Genomic DNA, 17440 nt, shown 5'->3' on the forward strand with positions numbered 1-17440 from the left:
ACTCGAATCGATCGCGCCGGGCGCGGGCGGTGATCAGGCGGAAGCCGGACGGAGGTCAGGCCGTCGGCGCGTCGGCCACGCGGCGCTCGCCGCCGTTGCGCCGCTGCCACGCCTTGTAGACATCGGTGGCGGCATCGCGTGCCTCGTGGCACATGGGCAGGCGTCGCTCGGTGTAGTCCTTGGCGAACTCGCCATAGAAGGAGTCGAGTTCGAAGTACTTGCGGTCGTCGACGTAGTGCGGCTCGTAGGCGTCCCGGGTGGTCAGGAAGACGACTTCGTCCGGGGAACAGTAATAGAGCGAGCCCAGGCACATCGGGCACGGGTGCGCGAGGACGTAGATGGTGGCGCCGGTCAGATGCTCGGTGCCGAGCTTGGTGCAGGCGTCGCGGATGGCGAGGATCTCGGCGTGCGCGGTGGGGTCGCTGGTCTGCGCGACCAGGTTCGGGCTCTCCGCCAGGATCTGGCCGTCCTTGACGATGACGGTCGCGAACGGGCGGCCGCCCTCTTCGACGTTGCGGCGGGCGATATCGATCGTGCGCTGTGCGAAGTCCATGGAGTTCCTCCGGGGATGGGGCGGCGGGGCCGCCCGGCGGGTGATGAGGATGGAGGCCGGGGCGGGCGGGTGGCATCACTTACGGTGGCCCGCCCCGGGTTCGGCCTGGCGGAAGCCTGGTCAGAAGGGCTTGGTCGGCAGGTACTTGCCGTCCAGGGTGATGACGGCGCGCTCGCCGCCCTCGGGGTCGGCGACCTTCTTCACGTCGAGCTTGAAGTTGATGGCGCTGATGATTCCGTCGCCGAGCTGCTCGTGGACCAGCGCCTTGAGGGTGGTGCCGTAGACCTGGAGCATCTCGTAGAAGCGGTAGATGGTCGGGTCGGTGGGGATGCCGCCGGGAATGGATCCGCGGGTCGGGATCGTCTGCAGGATCATCACGTCGTCGGCATCCAGATCCAGGAGCTCGGCGACGGCCTTGGCCGAAGCCTCGGGCAGCGGGTGCTGGCCGAGCACGGCGGCGGTGACGAACGCGACGGAGAAGCCCGCGACGTCGGCGATCTGCTGCCACGACAGGTCCTTGCGCACCTTGGCATCAACGGCCTTGATGGACAGGGCCTGACGGGCGGAGTTGTCGAACTGGGCGTGCACCATGAGAAGTGTTCCTTTCGGTTGGTGCCGCTCGCCGAGAGAAGGGGGAACGGCGGGTATTGGGGTTCAGGCAGTGCTCCCGGGACGGTCCGGGGCACAGGAGCAGGTTTTCGAGGCCCGGTGTCAGGCGGCGCGGGCGGCCGGCCGGGAAGCCTCCAGGTCCTCGACGGCGCCTGTGGGTATGTCGTAGACCCAACCGTGCAGGGTGACCGTGCCCGCGGCCAGGGCGCGTGCCACCGAGGGGTGGGTGGCCAGGTTCACCAGCTGGGCGCGCACGTTCCCCCGCACCAGGGCATTCACCTGCTCGGCACCGGTCTCGGCAGCGGCGCGGGCTCGGGAGGCATCCGCGTGACGCAGCCAGTCCGCGATCGCCGGGGCGGCGCTGAGGTCGTGGTGCTCGGCGAGGGCGGTCATCGCGCCGCAGGCGGAGTGCCCGCAGACCACGATGTCGCTCACTCCCAGGACGGCGACGGCGTACTCGACGCTGGCCGCCACGCCGTCCGGGCCCGGCGTGTAGGCGGGGACGAGGTTTCCGGCGGTGCGGATGACGAACAGCTCGCCCGGCTCGCTCTGGGTGATCAGCTCCGGCACCACACGGGCGTCGGAGCAGCTGATGAACAGTGTGGTCGGGCGGTGGGTATCGGCCAGGTGGGCGAAGAGCTCCTCCTTGGCCGGGTAGACGTCCCGCTGGAATCGCGCGACGCCGTCGGTGAGGTCTTGCATGGTCACTTCCTTCGGTGGGTGTCCGCCCCGTGGGGCTGACGAGATCCACCATGCATGACCTGTACCTATAGCGTCCAAGACGCAATATCAATGCTTGCTATCGATGACATCTATAGTTGAGTCATGACCCCGGACCTCCGCCATCTGCGGTACCTGCTCGCCGTGGCCGAGCACGCCAGCTTCACCCGCGCCGCCGAAGAACTGCGTATCTCCCAGCCCACGCTCTCCCAGCAGATCAAACAGCTGGAACGCGCCGTCGGCGCACAGCTCCTCGACCGCAGCGGGCGCACCGTACGCCTCACCGACGCCGGCGAGACCTACACCCACTACGCCCGCCACGCCCTCCATGACCTGGCCGCCGCAGAGCGTGCCGTTCTGGACGTCGCGGACCTCTCCCGCGGCCACCTCCGACTGGCGCTCACGCCCACCTTCACCGCCTACCTCATCGGCCCTCTCACCGCCGAGCTCCACTCCCGCCACCCCGGCATCACCCTGAACGTCAAGGAGATGCCCCAGGACCGCATCGAGACCGGCCTGCTGTCCGACGAACTCGACCTCGGCATCGCCTTCCACGGCCCCCACCTGCCCGGCATCGCCGCGACTCCCTTGTTCACCGAAACCCTCAGCCTCGTCACCGGCACCCGGCAGGCCGGGACCGAGCCCAAGGAGCCGATGCCTGTCCACGACCTCAGCAACAGCCAACTCGCGCTGCTCAGCGGCGACTTCGCCACGCGCAGCCATATCGATGACTACTTCAGCACCCACCGGGTGAAGCCGAGCATCACCGTGGAGGCCAACTCCATCCAGGCCCTCACCGAAATCGTCCGGCGCACCGAACTGGCCACCGTCCTGCCCGACGCCATCACCCACGACCACCCCCACCTCACACCCGTCCCCCTGGAACCGGCCCTGCCCACCCGCACCGCCGCGCTCCTGCGACGGGAAAGCGCGTACCGGAGCGCCGCCGCCCGCGCCTTCACCCGCCTCACCCAGCACATCGTCCATGCCCGCCGCTACTCCCCCGCCTGACCCGCACAACCGCGGGACGAGCCGGCCGTACAACCTGGCGTCGAGGCGCACGTACCGTCCGTGTCACCGCCGCCGGTGCCCGACGACGGCGCGGCCGAATCTCGCGAACAGCAGCGCGACTGCGGGTGCGCCTTGAGGGCGCAGATGTGGTGACGGCGGGCCCGGGTCGGGACGTGGAGTGAAGTGGAGTGAAGTGGTCACTGCAGGAGGTGGTTCAGCTGTAGTCGTTCTTCTTGAGCTCGACCACCCAGGCGCGGCGCTCGCAGATCTTCGCGTCACGCATGCGGAACACCTCGGCCATCGACATGCGGATCACCTCTCCCGTCTCGCGCTTCACCGTTCCGGTGAGCTCCGCCATGACCACGTCGTCCTCCTCGACCATGCGCACGACCTCCAATTGGGGCGGCGGGACGAAACCCGGGCCTTCGATGGCGGCGTCGTACGCCTCCTTGCCGGTCAGGCGGAAGCCGCCGAGCACCGCTTCGGGCAGAGCGGCATCCACCCCTGCGGCCCGCACCGTGTCCACCACATGCGCCATGCCGGCCACCCTTATGGCGAGTCGATCCACGTCGCCCGTGTTGTCCCCGACGACGAGCCGCGGCGCGTAGAACCGGAAGAAGTCCGGCAACGAGCCCGCCACGTCCACCGAGTACGGCAGGATCTCCTCGACCGCGATGCCGTTCGCCTCGGCCCCGCCATCGAAGAAGCCAGGCCGTCATGCTCGTCCAGAACAGCTCCATCCGGATCTGGTACTGCTGGGCGCCGCACTCGGCCACGAGGAAGACGCGGCTCGGGCCATCGCCGCCCTGTGACGCACCCTCGCCGAAGGTCTGTGCGCCTCCGACCGGATCGACGACTGCCCGATCACCACGACATCACTCGGCACGGCAGGCCGCGTTCCGGACATTCAGATGGCCGCCGCGGAGGCATTCGCCCGCTGGAGGAGCCTCGTGCACGACAAGCTACGCTCCTCCGGCATAAGCGAAAGCTACGCACACGACCTGGCCCACACGGTGATCAGCGCAATCGAAGGCGCCGAACTGGCAGCGCAGGTTTTCCGAAGCAAGGAGCCACTGGAAATCGCGGGCAAGCGCCTCGCCCGATTGATCACGCTCCATCAATAACCACGGCTACGCCTCGTGGGCGTGCTTCAGTGCCATCCGGGCAGCCACCACATCCCCGGAGCCCACGGTCTCCCAGAACGGGTGCGTCGACACCCTGACGGACAGCTCCAGCAGCCGGGCACGGTAGTCGGCGATCCGCTGTGCCTGCTCGTCCGAGTAGCCGGGGCTCTCGGGCTTGGCGGAGACGTAGGTGCTGTGGAGCTGCTTGTCCGTCTCCCACCCCGGCATCGGCTCCACCGACCACGGCAGGGTCCGGGCGTACTCCTCGTACTCGGCACGGGTCTGATGGAGGGCGAGCTGGGCCTCCCGCAGATCCTGCGGGAAAGGGAAAACGACACTGTTCTTCGGCACACGCGAATGCTCCACCTGTTCGAATGCGCAACGCGAGCAGGCGCGCCGAAACATCTCATAACGCACAAAACCCGGCACATCCACTGCCAGTCAGCTTTCAGGGCACCACTCCATGCAGCACCCGACGCCGGTCGGTCGGCGGTGGAGAACTCGTTCGCCGGAGAGACCGCCAGACCGGCCCGCGACCGTACGGGGACGGGGTGCGGCTCATCGCCCTCGTCGGCCGGTTCCGCTGCCTGCGCAGTTTCCGGCCGACGATGTCCTCCACCCGCTCCCGGCAGGCCGCCGAGGACGCCGACAGCGCGGCATACGCCTACCCGGTTTCGGGGTACGCCGCCCTGGCGGGACGAACTGGGGCCCGTGGCACTGTCGTTGCTGGCCGAGCGGACAGGGACAGGGCGAAGGAGATCTCTCACAGGGTGACCGGCAGGCTCAGCAGGTGGAAGCCGTCGGCCGGCCAGTGGCCGAACTCCAGTTCCTCGCGGGCGACTGCGAGCCGGAGGCTGTCGCGGCTGACGAACAGCCGGTCCAGGACGACAGAGGTGACGAGCCTGCCGAGCGCGGCGCCGATGCAGTAGTGCGCGCCGTGCCCGAAGGCCAGGTGGCCGTCGCCCCGGCCGAACTCGCGCGTGATGTCGAGCTGTTCGGCGCTCTCCCCGTACTCCTCGGAGTCCTGGTCGACGGCGAGCAGGGCCACCGTCACGGCCTCGCCCGTCTTCAAGGGGGTCCCCGCGAAGTCGAAGTCCTCCTCGGCGTACAGCGTGGCACCGATCCGTACGAGGGTGATGTGCCGCAGGAGTTCGGGCACGGCCCGCCGGAGCAGTTCGGGCTCGGCATGGAGCCTGGCCGCCTGCACGGGGTGGTCGAGCAGCGCGAGCGCGCCGTGGGCGAGGAAGAGCGCGGGCGGGGTGATACCGGTATCGATGAGCAGGAAGACAATGCCGGCCAGTTCGTCGTCGCTGAGCGGGCCCTCGCTCTCCCGGGCCCCTTCGACGAGAGCGGAGATCAGGTCCTCGGCGGAGGCGGCCCTGCGGCGGGCGATGAGCTCCTTGCAGTACTCCACGATCCCGACCAGCGCCTCGCCCGTACGGCTTCCGTCGCCGTACGCGAAGTCGCGGATCCACGCGCAGACCTGGTCGCGGTCCCGCTCGTCGACACCGACGAGTTCGCAGATGACATGGGTGCTGAGGGGGTACGCGAACTCCCCGAGCAGATCCGTACGGCCGCCGTTCCGCTCCGCCGCCCAGCAGCCCGTCGGCGGTGCGCTCGACGAACTCGCGCAGGGCGGCGATCCTGCGGGCGGTGAACGCCCTGGTGAGCGGGGCGCGGCGGCGCGCGTGCTCCTCACCGTCGAAGAGGGCGAGATGTCCGGCGAAGTACTTCACGTATTCGGCGGGCAGGCCGGCGGAGGCGGCATCCATCAACTCGTCCTGCGGGCCGGCCTCTTCGCGTTCGCTCGGTATCGCCCCGCGGTCAGGGACGAGCCGCGGCTCCGTGAGAGCGGCCTTGACGTCGGCGTACCGGGTGACGAGCCGGACGGGGGTCCGGAGGCCGGGGAGGACGACTTGGGGCAGTTCGGGGCGCTCGCGAAGTTCCGCGTAGCCGGCGGCCGTGTTCTGGACCTGCTCAGGTGTGAGGTGGACGGTGGTCGTGACGGTCTGCCTTTCGCCTGCGTACCGGTGTTCCGGGGTGGAGCCCCGTCGTGAGGTCATGCGGCAGAGCTTGGCCGCGCCCGGCTTCAGCCCGGCTTCACCTCGGTGTCACCCCACGCGCCGCGGCTTCAGCTCCGGACCGTCCCGATCCTGCTCCGGCTCCAGCTCCGGCTCCGGCTCCGGGAGAAGGGTCCCTTGCGAGGGCTGTCAGGCTCCGCGATCACTCCCACCGCGCGGATTCCGGGTCGACGCCGTGGACTGCGGCGTTCGCGAAGACACGTCGCGCAGCCAGAGGGTGAGGCCCGGCGCGAGTGCGTCGTAGGCATCGGCATACCCGGCATCACCGACGTACATCCGCCCCATGCACGCCTGCATCGAGTGCGTGCAGTCGAAGTACCCCGAGATCAAGGCACGGTGCCGCTCCGCGAGGGCGTTCGCTTCGTCGGACCCGGGTGCGACACCGGCGTACTTCGCCGTGGCGAGGTCGGCGTTCAGGGCGTCGTTCGCTGCCGCTACCGCCTTCCAGTCCTGCGGTGTCATCCCGGCCGCCCGCTCGGCGTACTGCGTCCACTGCGCGCTGTCGCCCCAGCGGGCCTCGGCCTGTTCGGCCCAGGCGGGCTGCCAGTCGGCGCCGAAGATGTCGACCTGTTCCTGGGGGGTCAGTCTCATCCCGGGTCTCGACGCCTCCATCATGCGATCGACCGCGCCGACCATCTTCTGCAGGCGGGCGATACGTTCCACGAGCTGTGCCCGCTGCCGACGCAGGTGGTCGCGCGCATCGGCGTCCGGGTCGTCGAGGACCCGGCCGATCTCGGCGAGCGGAGACCCGAGTTCCCGGTAGACAAGGACGCGGTGGATACGGGCGATGTCGTCGCCCGAGTACACCCGGTACCCGGCCCAGGTACGCTCGCTCGGACTCACGAGACCGATCGCGTCCCAGTGGTGCAGCGTCTTCACACTGACCCCGACGAGCGCAGCCGTCCGGCCGACGGTAAGCCCGTCGGGACCGGGCGGTTCGGCGCCCTCCCCGGTGAAGGCCGGCTCGTGCTCGCGGGCATTGCTCGTCATCGGCTCAGTGTCGTTCACCTCGCCGATGCCAGGACTTCCGGGCCCCGCACTCCCGAAGCTGCCGCGACGTGGCGAGCGGTTCGGCGTGATGCTCCCGTCTCGCATCCCGGTGCGGTGCCCTTTCGTGTTCCGGTCCGTCCGCTGCGATGCCCGCCGCGCCCAGGTCGTTCTCCTCCGCCTCGCCGCGCGATCCGGCCGAGTGGCTCACGCGCCGGTCGCCACGCCCGCGTTCGTGAGGATGTCGCGTGCCGGCAGCGCGGTGCTCCGGGCGGCGGTCAGGCCGGAGGCCGCCAGATGGGCGTCCACGATGCGGAGGCCGCCCGCGTAACCGGCGAAGTCGGGCAGTCCGACGGGCTGCTGCCCCAGGTGCCGCGCGGTGGCGTCGCCGTACACGTACGCGGGCAGGTTCTGCATCCCGGCCACATCGATCCCGGCCGAGAGCTTCTCGTGGACGTCGTCCAGTTCCGCACCGGACAGCGCCGTCGCCCAGGGCCCCATGGCCCGCTCGCCCGCCAGTTCCCGGACGAACGCCTCGGCCAGTCCTTCGGCCACGACCTGCTCGCCGACCGTGACCGTCAGCGGGTTCCAGACGACATTGGCGTAACGCACGTTGTGGTGCAGCTCGTGTGCGGCGGCGTAACCGATCTTCGCCAGGCTGGTCGCGGTGGGCCACATCGTCAGTTGGATCGCCCCCGGGATACCGCCCATGCCGAAGTAGCCGGCGTTGCGGACCGTCAGGAGGTCGTCATCGGGGTCTCCGAGCACCAGGACGACATGTACGGTCTCGGCGCTCCTGATTCCGGGCACCTCACCGCTCAGTCGCTCCCACGCTGCGGCGAGGCAGTTCTCGATCTGGTTCCACACCCCCGCTTCCCGCATCCGGCTCAGGGCTGCCAGGTAGCGCGGGTCCTCGCGATCGATCCGGAAGCCACTGCCCATCTGATGCATCTTGACCATGTCCAGATCACCCACCGCGGACATCGCGCTCTGGAGCGGACTGAGCAGTTCCCGCAGGGCGTCGGGCCGTTCCTCCAACGGTCGTCGCAGCAGATCGAACATGGCGGACGCCGTGTCATGAACAACAATCTTCATGGCCTGGGACCGTAGGGCCTCCTGTTGCAGGAGGGTCAAGCCGTGCCGCGGAAGGAAACGTTGCTCGATGCGGCAGATCGGCTGCGCGGTGGCTTCCCCTCGTACGGGGGACACCGCTTTCACCGGCCGCCGCCCGGGACGCCGCTACCGCCGACGCCCCGTCCGATGAGGCGCTGGTCGCCTTCGCCGCGTACCAGGAGTTCGAGAAGGAACTGATCGATGCCGGCGAGTTCGTCAGCAGCGAGGGCCTCAGCCATCCGGCTGTCAGCACCCACGGTACGTAGGACGCCGGACGGACGGCCTCCACCGGCCACCGGCCGGCCCGCGTCGGCCTGACCCACCGAGCGATCCGGCTGACCCTCATGGTCCACGACTGCCTCCCGGACGACGCCGGCGTGACCGGCCTGATCAACAGCGTCTGGACCCGGGGAGAGGTGGGCCCGTACCAGGTGCAGGCAGCGATCGCAGCCGTGCACGCGACGGCCGCGTCGCCGAAGCGGACGGACTTGGCCCCGGATCGCGGCACTGTACCTGTGGCGCGGAGCAGCGATACCTTCTCGACCGGGCCGACCGCCTCAGCTGACAAGTTCAGTCACCCGTTGCTCCGTCGGTCCGCTCCCGTAGGAAGTCGGCGTGGCCGTTGTGGCGGGCGTACTCCTGGATCATCAATACGTAGACCCAGCGCAGGCTGAGGGAGACTCCGCGCGAGGACACGAAGGTCTCGTCGAGGTCGTGCCCGGCCGCTGCCACGTCGCACGCTTCGACCTCCGCCCGCAACAGCCCGAAGTCCCTCTGCGCATCAGCCGCGTGAACTCCGTCGAGTCCCTCGTCGCCGTCCGACGGGCCGGCGAAGACATCGCCGATGGCCTCACCTGCGAAACTTCGCCTGAACCACCATCGCTCCATCTCCGCCATGTGCCGGACCAGGCCCAGGAGGGTGAGGTTCGACGGCTCCACGGTCGTCCGCGCCAACTGGGCCTGCTGCAGCCCGGCGCACTTGGCCAGCAACGTTTCCCGGTGCCGGCCCAGCCAGCCCTCCAGCATCCGACGCTCGGTCACGGTACCCAGGTCACCCAGCTGATTGCTGCGCTCGACCGGTGGCGCTGTCCATGTCATGGATCCACCCTGCACCGCCGTCCAGGAGGGTTCAAGCAGACAGGATGGCAGCGTGGCCGGGCGGGATCCGGCGTTCTCCGATCGCTGCACGGTCGCGGACGCGGACGTCGGCTGCGAGCGCTGCGACGGCACGGAGGTATAGCCGTAGGGGCCGTTGTCGGCTGCCGGTCCCAGGACCAGGGCGTGGACCACCACCGGGCGGAAGGCGGCCACCGAACCGGAGTTCGTCGCCCTTAGGATGCAGGGGGCCTGCGAGTGGGTGATCTCTCGGTGCCGCCGTGGCCATGGCCGGAGCAGGAGTGTGTGCAGTGAGGACGTCGACGAGGCCCCGGAGGCCCGGGTTCGCGGAGGCGGCCCTGGTGTCGGTTCTGCTGGCGACGGCGGGGTGCGCCGGAGGGACCGGAACCGACCCGGGCGGCGGGATGGCACCGAAGGCCAGGACCTACCTCACCTCCGCCCTGGACGTGATGGAGAAACGCTCCCTGGTCACCGCGGACGTGGACTGGCCGAAGGTACGCCGGGACGCCTTCACGCGCGCGGAGAGCGCGCGGACGCCTGCCGGGACGTACGCGTCGATCCGGCGGGCCCTGCGGGACCTGGGCGACCGGCACAGCACCTTCTTCGATCCGGAAGAAGCCTCCCAGGCCCTCAACACACCGACTGACGATCTGATGCTCCCCGAAGGGCGCCGGCTGCCCGGCGGCATCGGCTATCTGATGCTGCCCCCGGTCCCTTCCGCCCGTGTGGCCGCGCCGTACGTCCGCTCGGCACGCTCCACCGTGGGTGGGATGGACGCCCAAGGCGCCTGCGGCTGGGTTGTCGATCTGCGGAGCAACAGCGGCGGGGACATGTGGGGGCCGCTCGCCTCCGTGGGGCCGATACTCGGGGACGGCACCGTTGGCGCAGCCGTCTACGCGGACGGCAAGAGGTCCCCGTGGACGATCGACAACGGCACCCCCCGTCAGCACTCGGACGACTGGGGGCCGGCCGAATCCCTCGCCCGACCGGCGCCGCCGGTGGCTGTCCTGACGAGCCGCAGGACCGCGAGCGCCGCAGAGGCCGTGACCATCGCGTTCCGGGGCCGCCCCGACACCCGTACGTTCGGAGAGGCGACGGCCGGTGTCCCCACCGCGAACGCGCCGTACCGCCTGTCCGACGGCGCGTTGGTCATCCTGACCGTGGCACGCGAAGCCGACCGGACCGGCCACGTGTACGACGGGCCCATCACACCCGATGTGGAAGTCCCGGAAACACGCGGAGACGACCAGGCCCTCGAAGCCGCCACGGACTGGCTGAAGACCCGAAAGGCATGCCGGACCCCCTGAACCACCCAACCCACAAGACCGTTGGCCGAGAAGCCCCGGCCGGCGCCTGCTGTCAAGGCGCGCTCCGCGTGGACGACGGCGGGCCGGGATGAACGCGGTCGGCGGCCACTGCCCGTCGTCTGCGCACCATGGCCGGGCGAGGCTCCACCCACACGAAGGGCCCACACTCATGCGCACTCTCTACGTCGTCACCCATCCGGAAGCGACGCACCACGTCGAAAAGGTCGTCGGTGGATGGCACGACTCGCGGCTGACGCCCACCGGTGTCCGCGCGGCGGCCTCTATCGCCCAAGCGCTACGGGCCGTCGTCCCGGACGACGCCGAGGTCGAGCTGTACTCCTCGGATCTGCGGCGCACCCGGCAGACGGCCGAGGAGGTGGCCGAACTGTTTGGCGTGCAACCGGTCCTGGACCCGAGGCTGCGGGAGAAGTCCTACGGAGAAGCGGAGGGCAAGCCGCAGGAGTGGCTGGACCGGCGGTTCGTCCCGCCGCCGGCCGTCGGGGAGCGGATGGATCACGACGAGGGCGTGGCGGGCTCCGAGACCAAGGCGGTATGGGCCCAGCGGATCTACGCGGCCATGGACGAGATCCTGCGGAGCCCGTGCGAGCACCAGATCATCGTGACGCACGGCGGTTCCCTGACATGCGTTGTGGCGTCCTGGATCAGGATGCCACTTGAGTCGGCCGGATACGCCGGCTTCAGGGCGCCCTCCGGGAGCATCACCACCCTGCACGAAGACGACTTCTTCCACAATCGACACGTCGTCAGCCTCGGTGACACCCGTCATCTCGATCCCGCCGAAGCCGGCTGACCTCAACCCGGCCCGCGACATTCTCTCCTGGAATCCCATGGCCGCCGCCCTGCTCATCGACTTCTCCGGAATTCCCGAGAGGAATCGCAATTACGCGTGGATGGTTTTCTCGGACCCCGCCATGAAGGTGATTCACGCGGACTGGAAAAACACCGCGCACTCCTGCGTTGCCATGCTCAGGACGGAAGCCGGTCGCAACTCCCAGGACCCACGCATGGCCACCCTCGTCGGTGAGCTCTCCCTGCGTGACGACGGCTTCCGCCGCCGGCGGGGGGGCCGTCACATCGCCACCAGGAACAGGGGCAGCAAAGTGCTGCGCGACCCGGTAGCGGGCGAGTTGGCCCTCGACCGGGACGCCCTCGCCTGCGCGAACGACCCCGATCAGCAGTTGGTGGTCTGGACCGCCGAGCCCGGCACCGCCTCCCATGACGCCCTGCGCATCCTCGCCTCCTGGACCGCGGACACCCAGGGGGCCGTCTCCCGGACAACCGACTGACAACCGGCGCGCGAGGCGGTCGTCGTCCGAGCGCGATCCGGCGGACCGCGGGGGCACCCCCTCCCGCCGGCAGCCCGCACCCGACGGCCGCACTCAACACGCCCTGAACCGCGTTCGGTTCAGGAGGTCTCGCCGGTCCGGTGAGGGGCCGCCCTGTTACGTCCTCACCATGTGCCCATCGAGGCGCCATCATGCGGGGCCGGAACAGTGACGCGCATGAACACGAGCATGCGTGTGAACACCAACCCGAACCCCCACCCGAGACGGGGGATACTCTCCGCGCTCCTGGCCCTGTCCGCCTCGGCCGCCCTGGCCGTTCCCGGAACGGCAACCGCCCAGGAGCCTGCCGGCGCCACCGCCCCTGCCCCGCCGATCAGTTGGGGCCCCTGCCCCAAGGCCGATCCGCCCTACCCCGATCCCAGCCCGAAGGCACAGTGTGCGACGGTCAAGGTTCCGCTCGACTGGTCGAAGCCGACGGGCCCGAAGATCGGCATCTTCGTCGCCCGCTACCGGGCCACCGGCCCCGCGCGGCGGATCGGTGTCCTGATGTCGAACCCGGGCGGTCCCGGGGCGCCCGGGGCCGATGACGCGCTGTACGCGGACGACCCCGTCGGGGGCTACTCCCCGGCCATGCTCCAGCGCTTCGACATGATCGGCTTCGACCCCCGCGGCGTCGGCCGCAGCCAGGGCGCCCGTTGCGACGAGACGATCAACGACCCGGTCCCGGCCCGCCCCCGCGACGCGGCCGGGTTCGCGCGGTTGCGCACCCTGAACGGCCGACTGGCGGACAGCTGCCTCAAGCGGACGGGCCCGCTCGCCGCCCATATGGACGGCGAGAGCGTGGCCCGCGACATGGACGCGATCCGCGCCGCCCTCGGCGAACGCCGGATCAGCTTCCTCGGCCACTCCTACGGCACGTTCCTCGGCGAGCGTTACGCCCGCCTGTTCCCGGGGAACCTGCGCGCACTGGCCCTCGACAGCGCGATGGACCCCGACCGGCCGGACGCCGAGCGCTACCTCACCGACGGCAGCGTCACTCTCAACAGCACCTTGGAGAAGCTCGCTGCCTGGTGCGCCGAGGACGCGGCCTGCGCGCTGAAGGACCAGGAGCTGACGGCCGTCACCGATCAGCTGTTCGCCCGCGCCGACGCGGGCACGCTCCTTGAGCCGGGCCCCAAGGGACCGACGCGGACGAAGGTCGACGCCGATCGGCTGTCCGACTTCCTCACCGGCGAACTCCGGGTGTGGAACCCGGAGGGGACGGCACGGCAGCTGGCCGCCCTGCACACCGGAAAGGGCGAGGTCCGCTGGACCAGCAGCAGCACCGACCCCGCCGCACAGTTGGTGCTGTGCCGGGACTACGACTTCCGGATCCGCGACTACGCCCAGTACCGGGCCATCCGCCAGCGGGTCGCGAAGGCCGCCCCGCACGTCCGTTACAACACCCAGGCCCTGGACCTGGTCCTCGGCTGCCAGGGCTGGACCATGCCGCCGAAGCCCCGTCCCGCCCGGGCGGAGGGTGACCTCCCGCCCGTACTCGTGGTCAACGCCACCCATGACCTGGCGACTCCGCTGACAGGTGCGCGCCGTATGACGAACGCCTTCCCGAAGGCGTCCCTGTTCACCATGGACCTGGTGGGCCACTGGCTCTACCGCAGGGGCGCCCCGGAGGAGGCGATGCGGGTGATCGACACCTACCTGACCGGCCTCAAGGGCTGAGCCGGGAAAGGCCGGGAGCGGAGGCGCACCGGATACGCCGTACGCCTGCGCTCCCGCCCTTCGGGACCGCTTCCCCCGTGCCCAGGAACAGCAGCCCGGACCGGAAACAACTCCGGGCAGATCACGACCGCACGCATGAGTCGGCCTCCGTCGCGGGAGTTCCGTTTCCGCACCCACCGGTCACCGGCGTCGCGCACCCGTGCACCAGCCTTTTGCGGGCAGGCGCGTCCAAGTCTCCGTACACGGGGGCTATTTCGCCGCGCATCGTGCGACGGGAGGGCTCCGCCCCGGAAAGCGGGGCGGAGCCCTGCGTCGGCCGCTGGGTCAGGTCCAGCGACCGGCGACACCCACGGCTCATTTCTAACACAATAATGTTCGCTTGAACATTGCAATGTGAGCTCCCGATGGGCCCGTCCTGGGGGGTACGGCCAAACGGAGCAGCGCGCGGGCCCGTCGCAGGAATGAACCGGAGAACGATGCTTCCGGCACGGTGTCCTGATACCCGCAGGCCGGGCCGACCGAAAGCGGCTCGGTCGTACGGACGGCAGACCCGCGCACTCCGGCCGGGCGTGACTCGATCAGGTGATCTTGCGGTGCCGTGCCGAGTGGCTGCTTGCGGAGCCGTGTCCCGGCCGCCCGGTGCTCGGTTGTGCAGGGCGGCCGTGTCTCCGCGCGGCCGCCCGTGCCCGTCCGCCCCGCAAGGAGACCACGTGGTGCCCGTCTCTTCTCCGAGCCTCATCGGCTCCGAGCCGTTCGCCATCCCCCGAGTGCGGCTGCCCTTCGGCACGCCAGGTGAGCGGCCCGACAGTGAGGTGCTGCGGGCGCACGCCATCCGGTGGGGTGAGGACTTCGGGCTGATCGGCCCACGGGGCGGGGCACGGCTGGCCGAGACGTCGCTGCTGGGGCTGGGGGTGGCGCTGACCGGGACGGCGCCCCGGGCCGGAGCCACCGTACTGATGGACTGGTTCCTGTGGGCGGTGGTCCTCGACGACCGCGTCGATGACGGCCCGTGGGCCGAGGACGGGGCCCTCGACCGGTTCTCCGCCGCGGTGGACGCGATCACCCGCGGGCAGGAGGGCCGGGCCGGCGTTCACGACCCGATGCTGACCGTGCTCATCGACGACCTCTGGCCGCGCACGGGCCGCCTGGCCGACGAGGCGTGGCTGGAGCGGCTTCGCGGGCATCTCCTGCACCATCTCGACGCCCAGCGCGATCTGGTGCGGATGCGGGAGACGGCGGCCGACATCGGGTCCGAGGAGTACGTACGCATCCGCCGGCACACATTCGGTGCGCCGCTGTTCTTCGACCTGATCGAAGCCGCCGACGGCTTGGTGCTGCCGGCCGACCCGTGCGGGCAGGGCTGCTGGCCAGTACTGCGGGACCGGGCGGCCGATGTCGTGTCGTGGACGAACGACATCCACTCCGTGGCGAAGGACGTCGTCCTCGGTGAACGGTTCAACCTGGTGACGGTCCTCGCGCAGGAACGGAGCCTGACTCCGCAGGCGGCCGTGGACGCCGCGCACGAGATGCTGGCGACGGCGGTGAGCGACTTCACCGCCGTCAAGCGGCGCCACCTCGGGCACGCGGACCTCCCGGAAGCCGACCGTCCGGACGTGGCGCGGGCGGCCGGCCGGTTGGAGCAGGTGATGACGGCCAGCGTGGACTGGCACCGCACCACGTCCCGCTACCACCTCCAGTCCGGCATCCCCGCGCAGGACCGTCACGGGTCCGTACGCACGGGGGAGGCGACGCCGACGCTGAAGTCCCGGCAGTTCGAGACCGACCCGTATCCCCTGTACGAACGGCTGCGCACCGCGTTCCCCCTCGCCTATGACGAGCCGACCGACACCTGGCTGCTGAGCCGCCACGCGGATGTCCGCACCGCTTTGACGGACCAGCGGTTCACCAACGCCAACTACACCTGGCAGATCACCCCGCTCCTGGGCCACAGCATCGTGTCCATGGACGGCCGTGAGCACACCGCCCACCGGGCCCTGCTCACCCCGGAGTTCCGCAGCCGGGCCCTGGCCGTCATGCACGACTCCATCACCGAGGTCGCCACCTCGCTGGTCGAGCGGCTCCGCGGCCGTGACACCGCCGACCTCATCACCGAATTCACCACTCCCCTGCCCGTCCAGGTGATCGCCCGCCTCCTCGGCCTGCCCACCGACACCCCCGAGCAGGTCGCCCGGCTGCGCAACTGGACCAAGGTCGGTTTCTCCTATCTCGGCAACTACCGCCAGGACCCCGGCCTCCTCACCTACGGGCTGGCCAGCCGTGACGATTTCTACGCCTACCTCCAGCCCTACCTGGACGCCCGCCGCACTCAGCCGGGCAACGACCTCATCTCGGTGATGTTCGACTCCGTCGTCGACGAGCAGCCGTTGTCCGAGGAGTACATCCGCGGCTGCTGCGCCATCCTGCTGACCGCGGGCAGCGAAACCAGCAACGCGGGGCTGGCCAACCTCATCGTCAACGTCCTCGACGAGCCCGGCGTCCGGGACGCCGTCCGCCGTGACCCCGCACTCGTCGACCACGCGCTCACCGAGACCCTGCGCCGGGACGCGCCCATGCAACTGGTGCTGCGCCAGACGTCCGAGGCGGTGGAACTGCCTTCCGGGACCGTTCCGGCCGGAGCGACGGTCGCCTGTCTGATCGGGGCGGCCAACCGCGACCCGGAACGCTTCCGGCTGCCCGACGAGTTCGACCTCCACCGCACCGACAGCATCGACCGCGAGTACAGCGCGGCCTCCTCCCACGTCGCGTTCGGCGCCGGCCGCCACTTCTGCCTCGGCTCCCATCTGGTCCGTGCCGAACTGACCGCCGGCCTGCGCATCCTGCTCGACGCCTTCCCCGACCTGCGGTGGGCGCCCGGATTCACCCCCCGGCCGACCGGCTTCGTCAAGCGCTGCCCCCCACGCCTGGATGTGACCCTGTGACCACACGCGTCGAGCCGGCCTCCGACCGGCCCGCCCTGCCCTCGCCCTGCGGGTACGGCAGCAGTTACGTGGCCCATCACACCCCGGGCGAACGGTCGCGCCTGGGAACGCTCGAAGCGGCGTTCGACCCCGCCACCATCCAGGCCCTCGTCGGCCTGTCCCTGCCCGAGGCCGCGGTCTGCCTGGAACTGGGAGCGGGTGCCGGATCCATCGCGGCCTGGCTGGCCGCTCATCGCCCCCGCGGTCACATCGTCGCCACCGACACCGACATCCGGTTCCTCCGCTTCCAGCCCGGTGCACCTGTGCGGGTCCTCCGGCACGACGTCGTCACCGAGGACTTCCCGGACGCCTCCTTCGACCTCGTCCACGCCCGCGCCCTGCTGTGCCACTTACCGGACCACGACCGGATTCTCGAACGCGCGGCACGCTGGGTCCGCCCCGGTGGCTGGCTCGTCGTCGAGGACCTCACCGTGCAGCCCGTCGATGCCTCACCCCACCCGATCCTCCGCAAGGTCACCCGGGCGGGCGAAGTCCTCTTCCGTACCACCGTCGGCACCGATCTGCGGTGGGCCCAGACCCTCCCACAGCGACTGCGGGGCATCGGCCTCCATGACGTCCGGGCCCGGACCACGCCCGGAACGATCGGTGACGGCGGTGCCACCGATGCCTTCTGGACGGCCACCTTCGAACAGTCCCTTCCCGCGCACCTCGCCGCCGGCACTCTCCGGCACGAGGACATCGAGGCCATGCGCGCTCTGCACCGCGCTCCCGGCTTCACCGACACCGCCGTGGCCATGGTGAGCGCCTGGGGCAGGAAGACATGACCCCTCTCCCCGTCCACCGGGAGAAGGAGC

Annotated in this window: 16 protein-coding genes and 3 pseudogenes; 8 read left to right on the forward strand and 11 right to left on the reverse strand. The window is 70.2% G+C overall.

The annotated features are described in order from the left end of the window. Positions 1-55: 55 nt before the first annotated feature. The 3 genes from A6A29_RS39595 to A6A29_RS39605 all read right to left on the reverse strand — a co-directional run bounded on the left by A6A29_RS39595 (position 56) and on the right by A6A29_RS39605 (position 1864). A complete protein-coding gene (locus A6A29_RS39595) occupies positions 56-553 on the reverse strand; it encodes a nucleoside deaminase (protein ID WP_073728381.1) in 498 nt (165 codons plus the stop codon). 120 nt (positions 554-673) lie between these two features. Further along, complete coding sequence (cynS, locus tag A6A29_RS39600) at positions 674-1144, reverse strand: cyanase (RefSeq protein WP_073728383.1); 471 nt, start codon at positions 1142-1144, stop codon at positions 674-676. A gap of 120 nt (positions 1145-1264) precedes the next feature. Further along, complete coding sequence (locus A6A29_RS39605; protein ID WP_073728386.1) at positions 1265-1864, reverse strand: carbonic anhydrase; 600 nt, start codon at positions 1862-1864, stop codon at positions 1265-1267. A gap of 123 nt (positions 1865-1987) precedes the next feature. Here A6A29_RS39605 and cynR point away from each other — a divergent pair, with 123 nt between their 5' ends. Then, positions 1988-2893 (forward strand): transcriptional regulator CynR, encoded by a 906-nt coding sequence (cynR, locus tag A6A29_RS39610; protein ID WP_073728388.1) that lies wholly within the window; start codon positions 1988-1990, stop codon positions 2891-2893. A 214-nt stretch (positions 2894-3107) separates the two neighbouring features. Here the strand turns inward: cynR and A6A29_RS47915 are convergent, their stop codons facing one another. Continuing rightward, positions 3108-3371: a nuclear transport factor 2 family protein gene (locus A6A29_RS47915; protein WP_338012919.1), complete on the reverse strand. Its 264-nt coding sequence runs from the start codon at positions 3369-3371 to the stop codon at positions 3108-3110. Next, positions 3366-3572 (reverse strand): annotated as a pseudogene (locus A6A29_RS47920) (NAD(P)-dependent oxidoreductase); the annotation flags it as partial. The gene A6A29_RS47915 and the pseudogene A6A29_RS47920, both read right to left, overlap by 6 nt. A gap of 148 nt (positions 3573-3720) precedes the next feature. On the opposite strand from A6A29_RS47920, the pseudogene A6A29_RS48300 reads away from it, so the two are divergent. Then, positions 3721-4017, forward strand: a pseudogene (locus A6A29_RS48300) (LmrA/YxaF family transcription factor); the annotation flags it as partial. Positions 4018-4023: 6 nt separating this feature from the next. Here A6A29_RS48300 and A6A29_RS39625 read toward each other — a convergent pair. The 6 genes and pseudogenes from A6A29_RS39625 to A6A29_RS39650 all read right to left on the reverse strand — a co-directional run bounded on the left by A6A29_RS39625 (position 4024) and on the right by A6A29_RS39650 (position 9296). Continuing rightward, the gene (locus tag A6A29_RS39625) at positions 4024-4368 is read right to left on the reverse strand and encodes a hypothetical protein (RefSeq protein ID WP_073728392.1); all 345 of its coding nucleotides are present in this window, start codon (positions 4366-4368) and stop codon (positions 4024-4026) included. Positions 4369-4780: 412 nt separating this feature from the next. After that, positions 4781-5716 (reverse strand): cytochrome P450, encoded by a 936-nt coding sequence (locus A6A29_RS39630; RefSeq protein WP_241838821.1) that lies wholly within the window; start codon positions 5714-5716, stop codon positions 4781-4783. Positions 5717-6240: 524 nt separating this feature from the next. Next, a pseudogene (locus A6A29_RS39635) lies at positions 6241-7088 on the reverse strand (MerR family transcriptional regulator). Between the two features lie 204 nt (positions 7089-7292). Next, positions 7293-8180 carry a DUF2268 domain-containing protein gene (locus tag A6A29_RS39640; protein WP_073728394.1) on the reverse strand — a complete coding sequence of 296 codons (888 nt, stop codon included), beginning with the start codon at positions 8178-8180 and terminating at the stop codon, positions 7293-7295. A gap of 119 nt (positions 8181-8299) precedes the next feature. Further along, complete coding sequence (locus tag A6A29_RS45630) at positions 8300-8437, reverse strand: hypothetical protein (RefSeq protein WP_158074507.1); 138 nt, start codon at positions 8435-8437, stop codon at positions 8300-8302. Positions 8438-8768: 331 nt separating this feature from the next. Then, on the reverse strand, positions 8769-9296 hold the full coding sequence (locus A6A29_RS39650; RefSeq protein WP_073728886.1) for a DinB family protein: 528 nt from the start codon (positions 9294-9296) through the stop codon (positions 8769-8771). A 308-nt stretch (positions 9297-9604) separates the two neighbouring features. On the opposite strand from A6A29_RS39650, the gene A6A29_RS39655 reads away from it, so the two are divergent. From A6A29_RS39655 to A6A29_RS39680, 6 genes are all read left to right on the forward strand, one after another. Next, positions 9605-10621 carry a S41 family peptidase gene (locus A6A29_RS39655; protein WP_073728398.1) on the forward strand — a complete coding sequence of 339 codons (1017 nt, stop codon included), beginning with the start codon at positions 9605-9607 and terminating at the stop codon, positions 10619-10621. 169 nt (positions 10622-10790) lie between these two features. Further along, positions 10791-11432, forward strand: a complete 642-nt coding sequence (locus tag A6A29_RS39660; RefSeq protein ID WP_073728400.1) for a histidine phosphatase family protein — start codon at positions 10791-10793, stop codon at positions 11430-11432. Positions 11433-11469: 37 nt separating this feature from the next. Continuing rightward, positions 11470-11928 carry an MmyB family transcriptional regulator gene (locus A6A29_RS45635; protein ID WP_073728402.1) on the forward strand — a complete coding sequence of 153 codons (459 nt, stop codon included), beginning with the start codon at positions 11470-11472 and terminating at the stop codon, positions 11926-11928. A gap of 216 nt (positions 11929-12144) precedes the next feature. Next, on the forward strand, positions 12145-13647 hold the full coding sequence (locus tag A6A29_RS39670) for an alpha/beta hydrolase (protein WP_073728404.1): 1503 nt from the start codon (positions 12145-12147) through the stop codon (positions 13645-13647). Between the two features lie 713 nt (positions 13648-14360). Beyond that, positions 14361-16586: a cytochrome P450 gene (locus tag A6A29_RS39675; protein ID WP_198953565.1), complete on the forward strand. Its 2226-nt coding sequence runs from the start codon at positions 14361-14363 to the stop codon at positions 16584-16586. After that, positions 16583-17410 carry a class I SAM-dependent methyltransferase gene (locus A6A29_RS39680; RefSeq protein ID WP_241838822.1) on the forward strand — a complete coding sequence of 276 codons (828 nt, stop codon included), beginning with the start codon at positions 16583-16585 and terminating at the stop codon, positions 17408-17410. The genes A6A29_RS39675 and A6A29_RS39680 overlap by 4 nt, the downstream gene beginning before the upstream one ends. Positions 17411-17440 lie beyond the last annotated feature (30 nt).

Source organism: Streptomyces sp. TSRI0281 (assembly GCF_001905125.1).
Classification (GTDB): domain Bacteria; phylum Actinomycetota; class Actinomycetes; order Streptomycetales; family Streptomycetaceae; genus Streptomyces.

What these genes read in the sequence shown, in the direction of transcription:
- A6A29_RS39595 (WP_073728381.1), bottom strand. Translation starts at nt 553, where the DNA reads ATGGACTTCGCACAGCGCACGATCGATATCGCCCGCCGCAACGTCGAA.
- cynS (WP_073728383.1), bottom strand. Translation starts at nt 1,144, where the DNA reads ATGGTGCACGCCCAGTTCGACAACTCCGCCCGTCAGGCCCTGTCCATC.
- A6A29_RS39605 (WP_073728386.1), bottom strand. Translation starts at nt 1,864, where the DNA reads ATGCAAGACCTCACCGACGGCGTCGCGCGATTCCAGCGGGACGTCTAC.
- cynR (WP_073728388.1), top strand. Translation starts at nt 1,988, where the DNA reads ATGACCCCGGACCTCCGCCATCTGCGGTACCTGCTCGCCGTGGCCGAG.
- A6A29_RS39640 (WP_073728394.1), bottom strand. Translation starts at nt 8,180, where the DNA reads ATGAAGATTGTTGTTCATGACACGGCGTCCGCCATGTTCGATCTGCTG.
- A6A29_RS45630 (WP_158074507.1), bottom strand. Translation starts at nt 8,437, where the DNA reads ATGGCTGAGGCCCTCGCTGCTGACGAACTCGCCGGCATCGATCAGTTC.
- A6A29_RS39650 (WP_073728886.1), bottom strand. Translation starts at nt 9,296, where the DNA reads ATGACATGGACAGCGCCACCGGTCGAGCGCAGCAATCAGCTGGGTGAC.
- A6A29_RS39660 (WP_073728400.1), top strand. Translation starts at nt 10,791, where the DNA reads ATGCGCACTCTCTACGTCGTCACCCATCCGGAAGCGACGCACCACGTC.
- A6A29_RS45635 (WP_073728402.1), top strand. Translation starts at nt 11,470, where the DNA reads ATGGCCGCCGCCCTGCTCATCGACTTCTCCGGAATTCCCGAGAGGAAT.
- A6A29_RS39670 (WP_073728404.1), top strand. Translation starts at nt 12,145, where the DNA reads ATGAACACGAGCATGCGTGTGAACACCAACCCGAACCCCCACCCGAGA.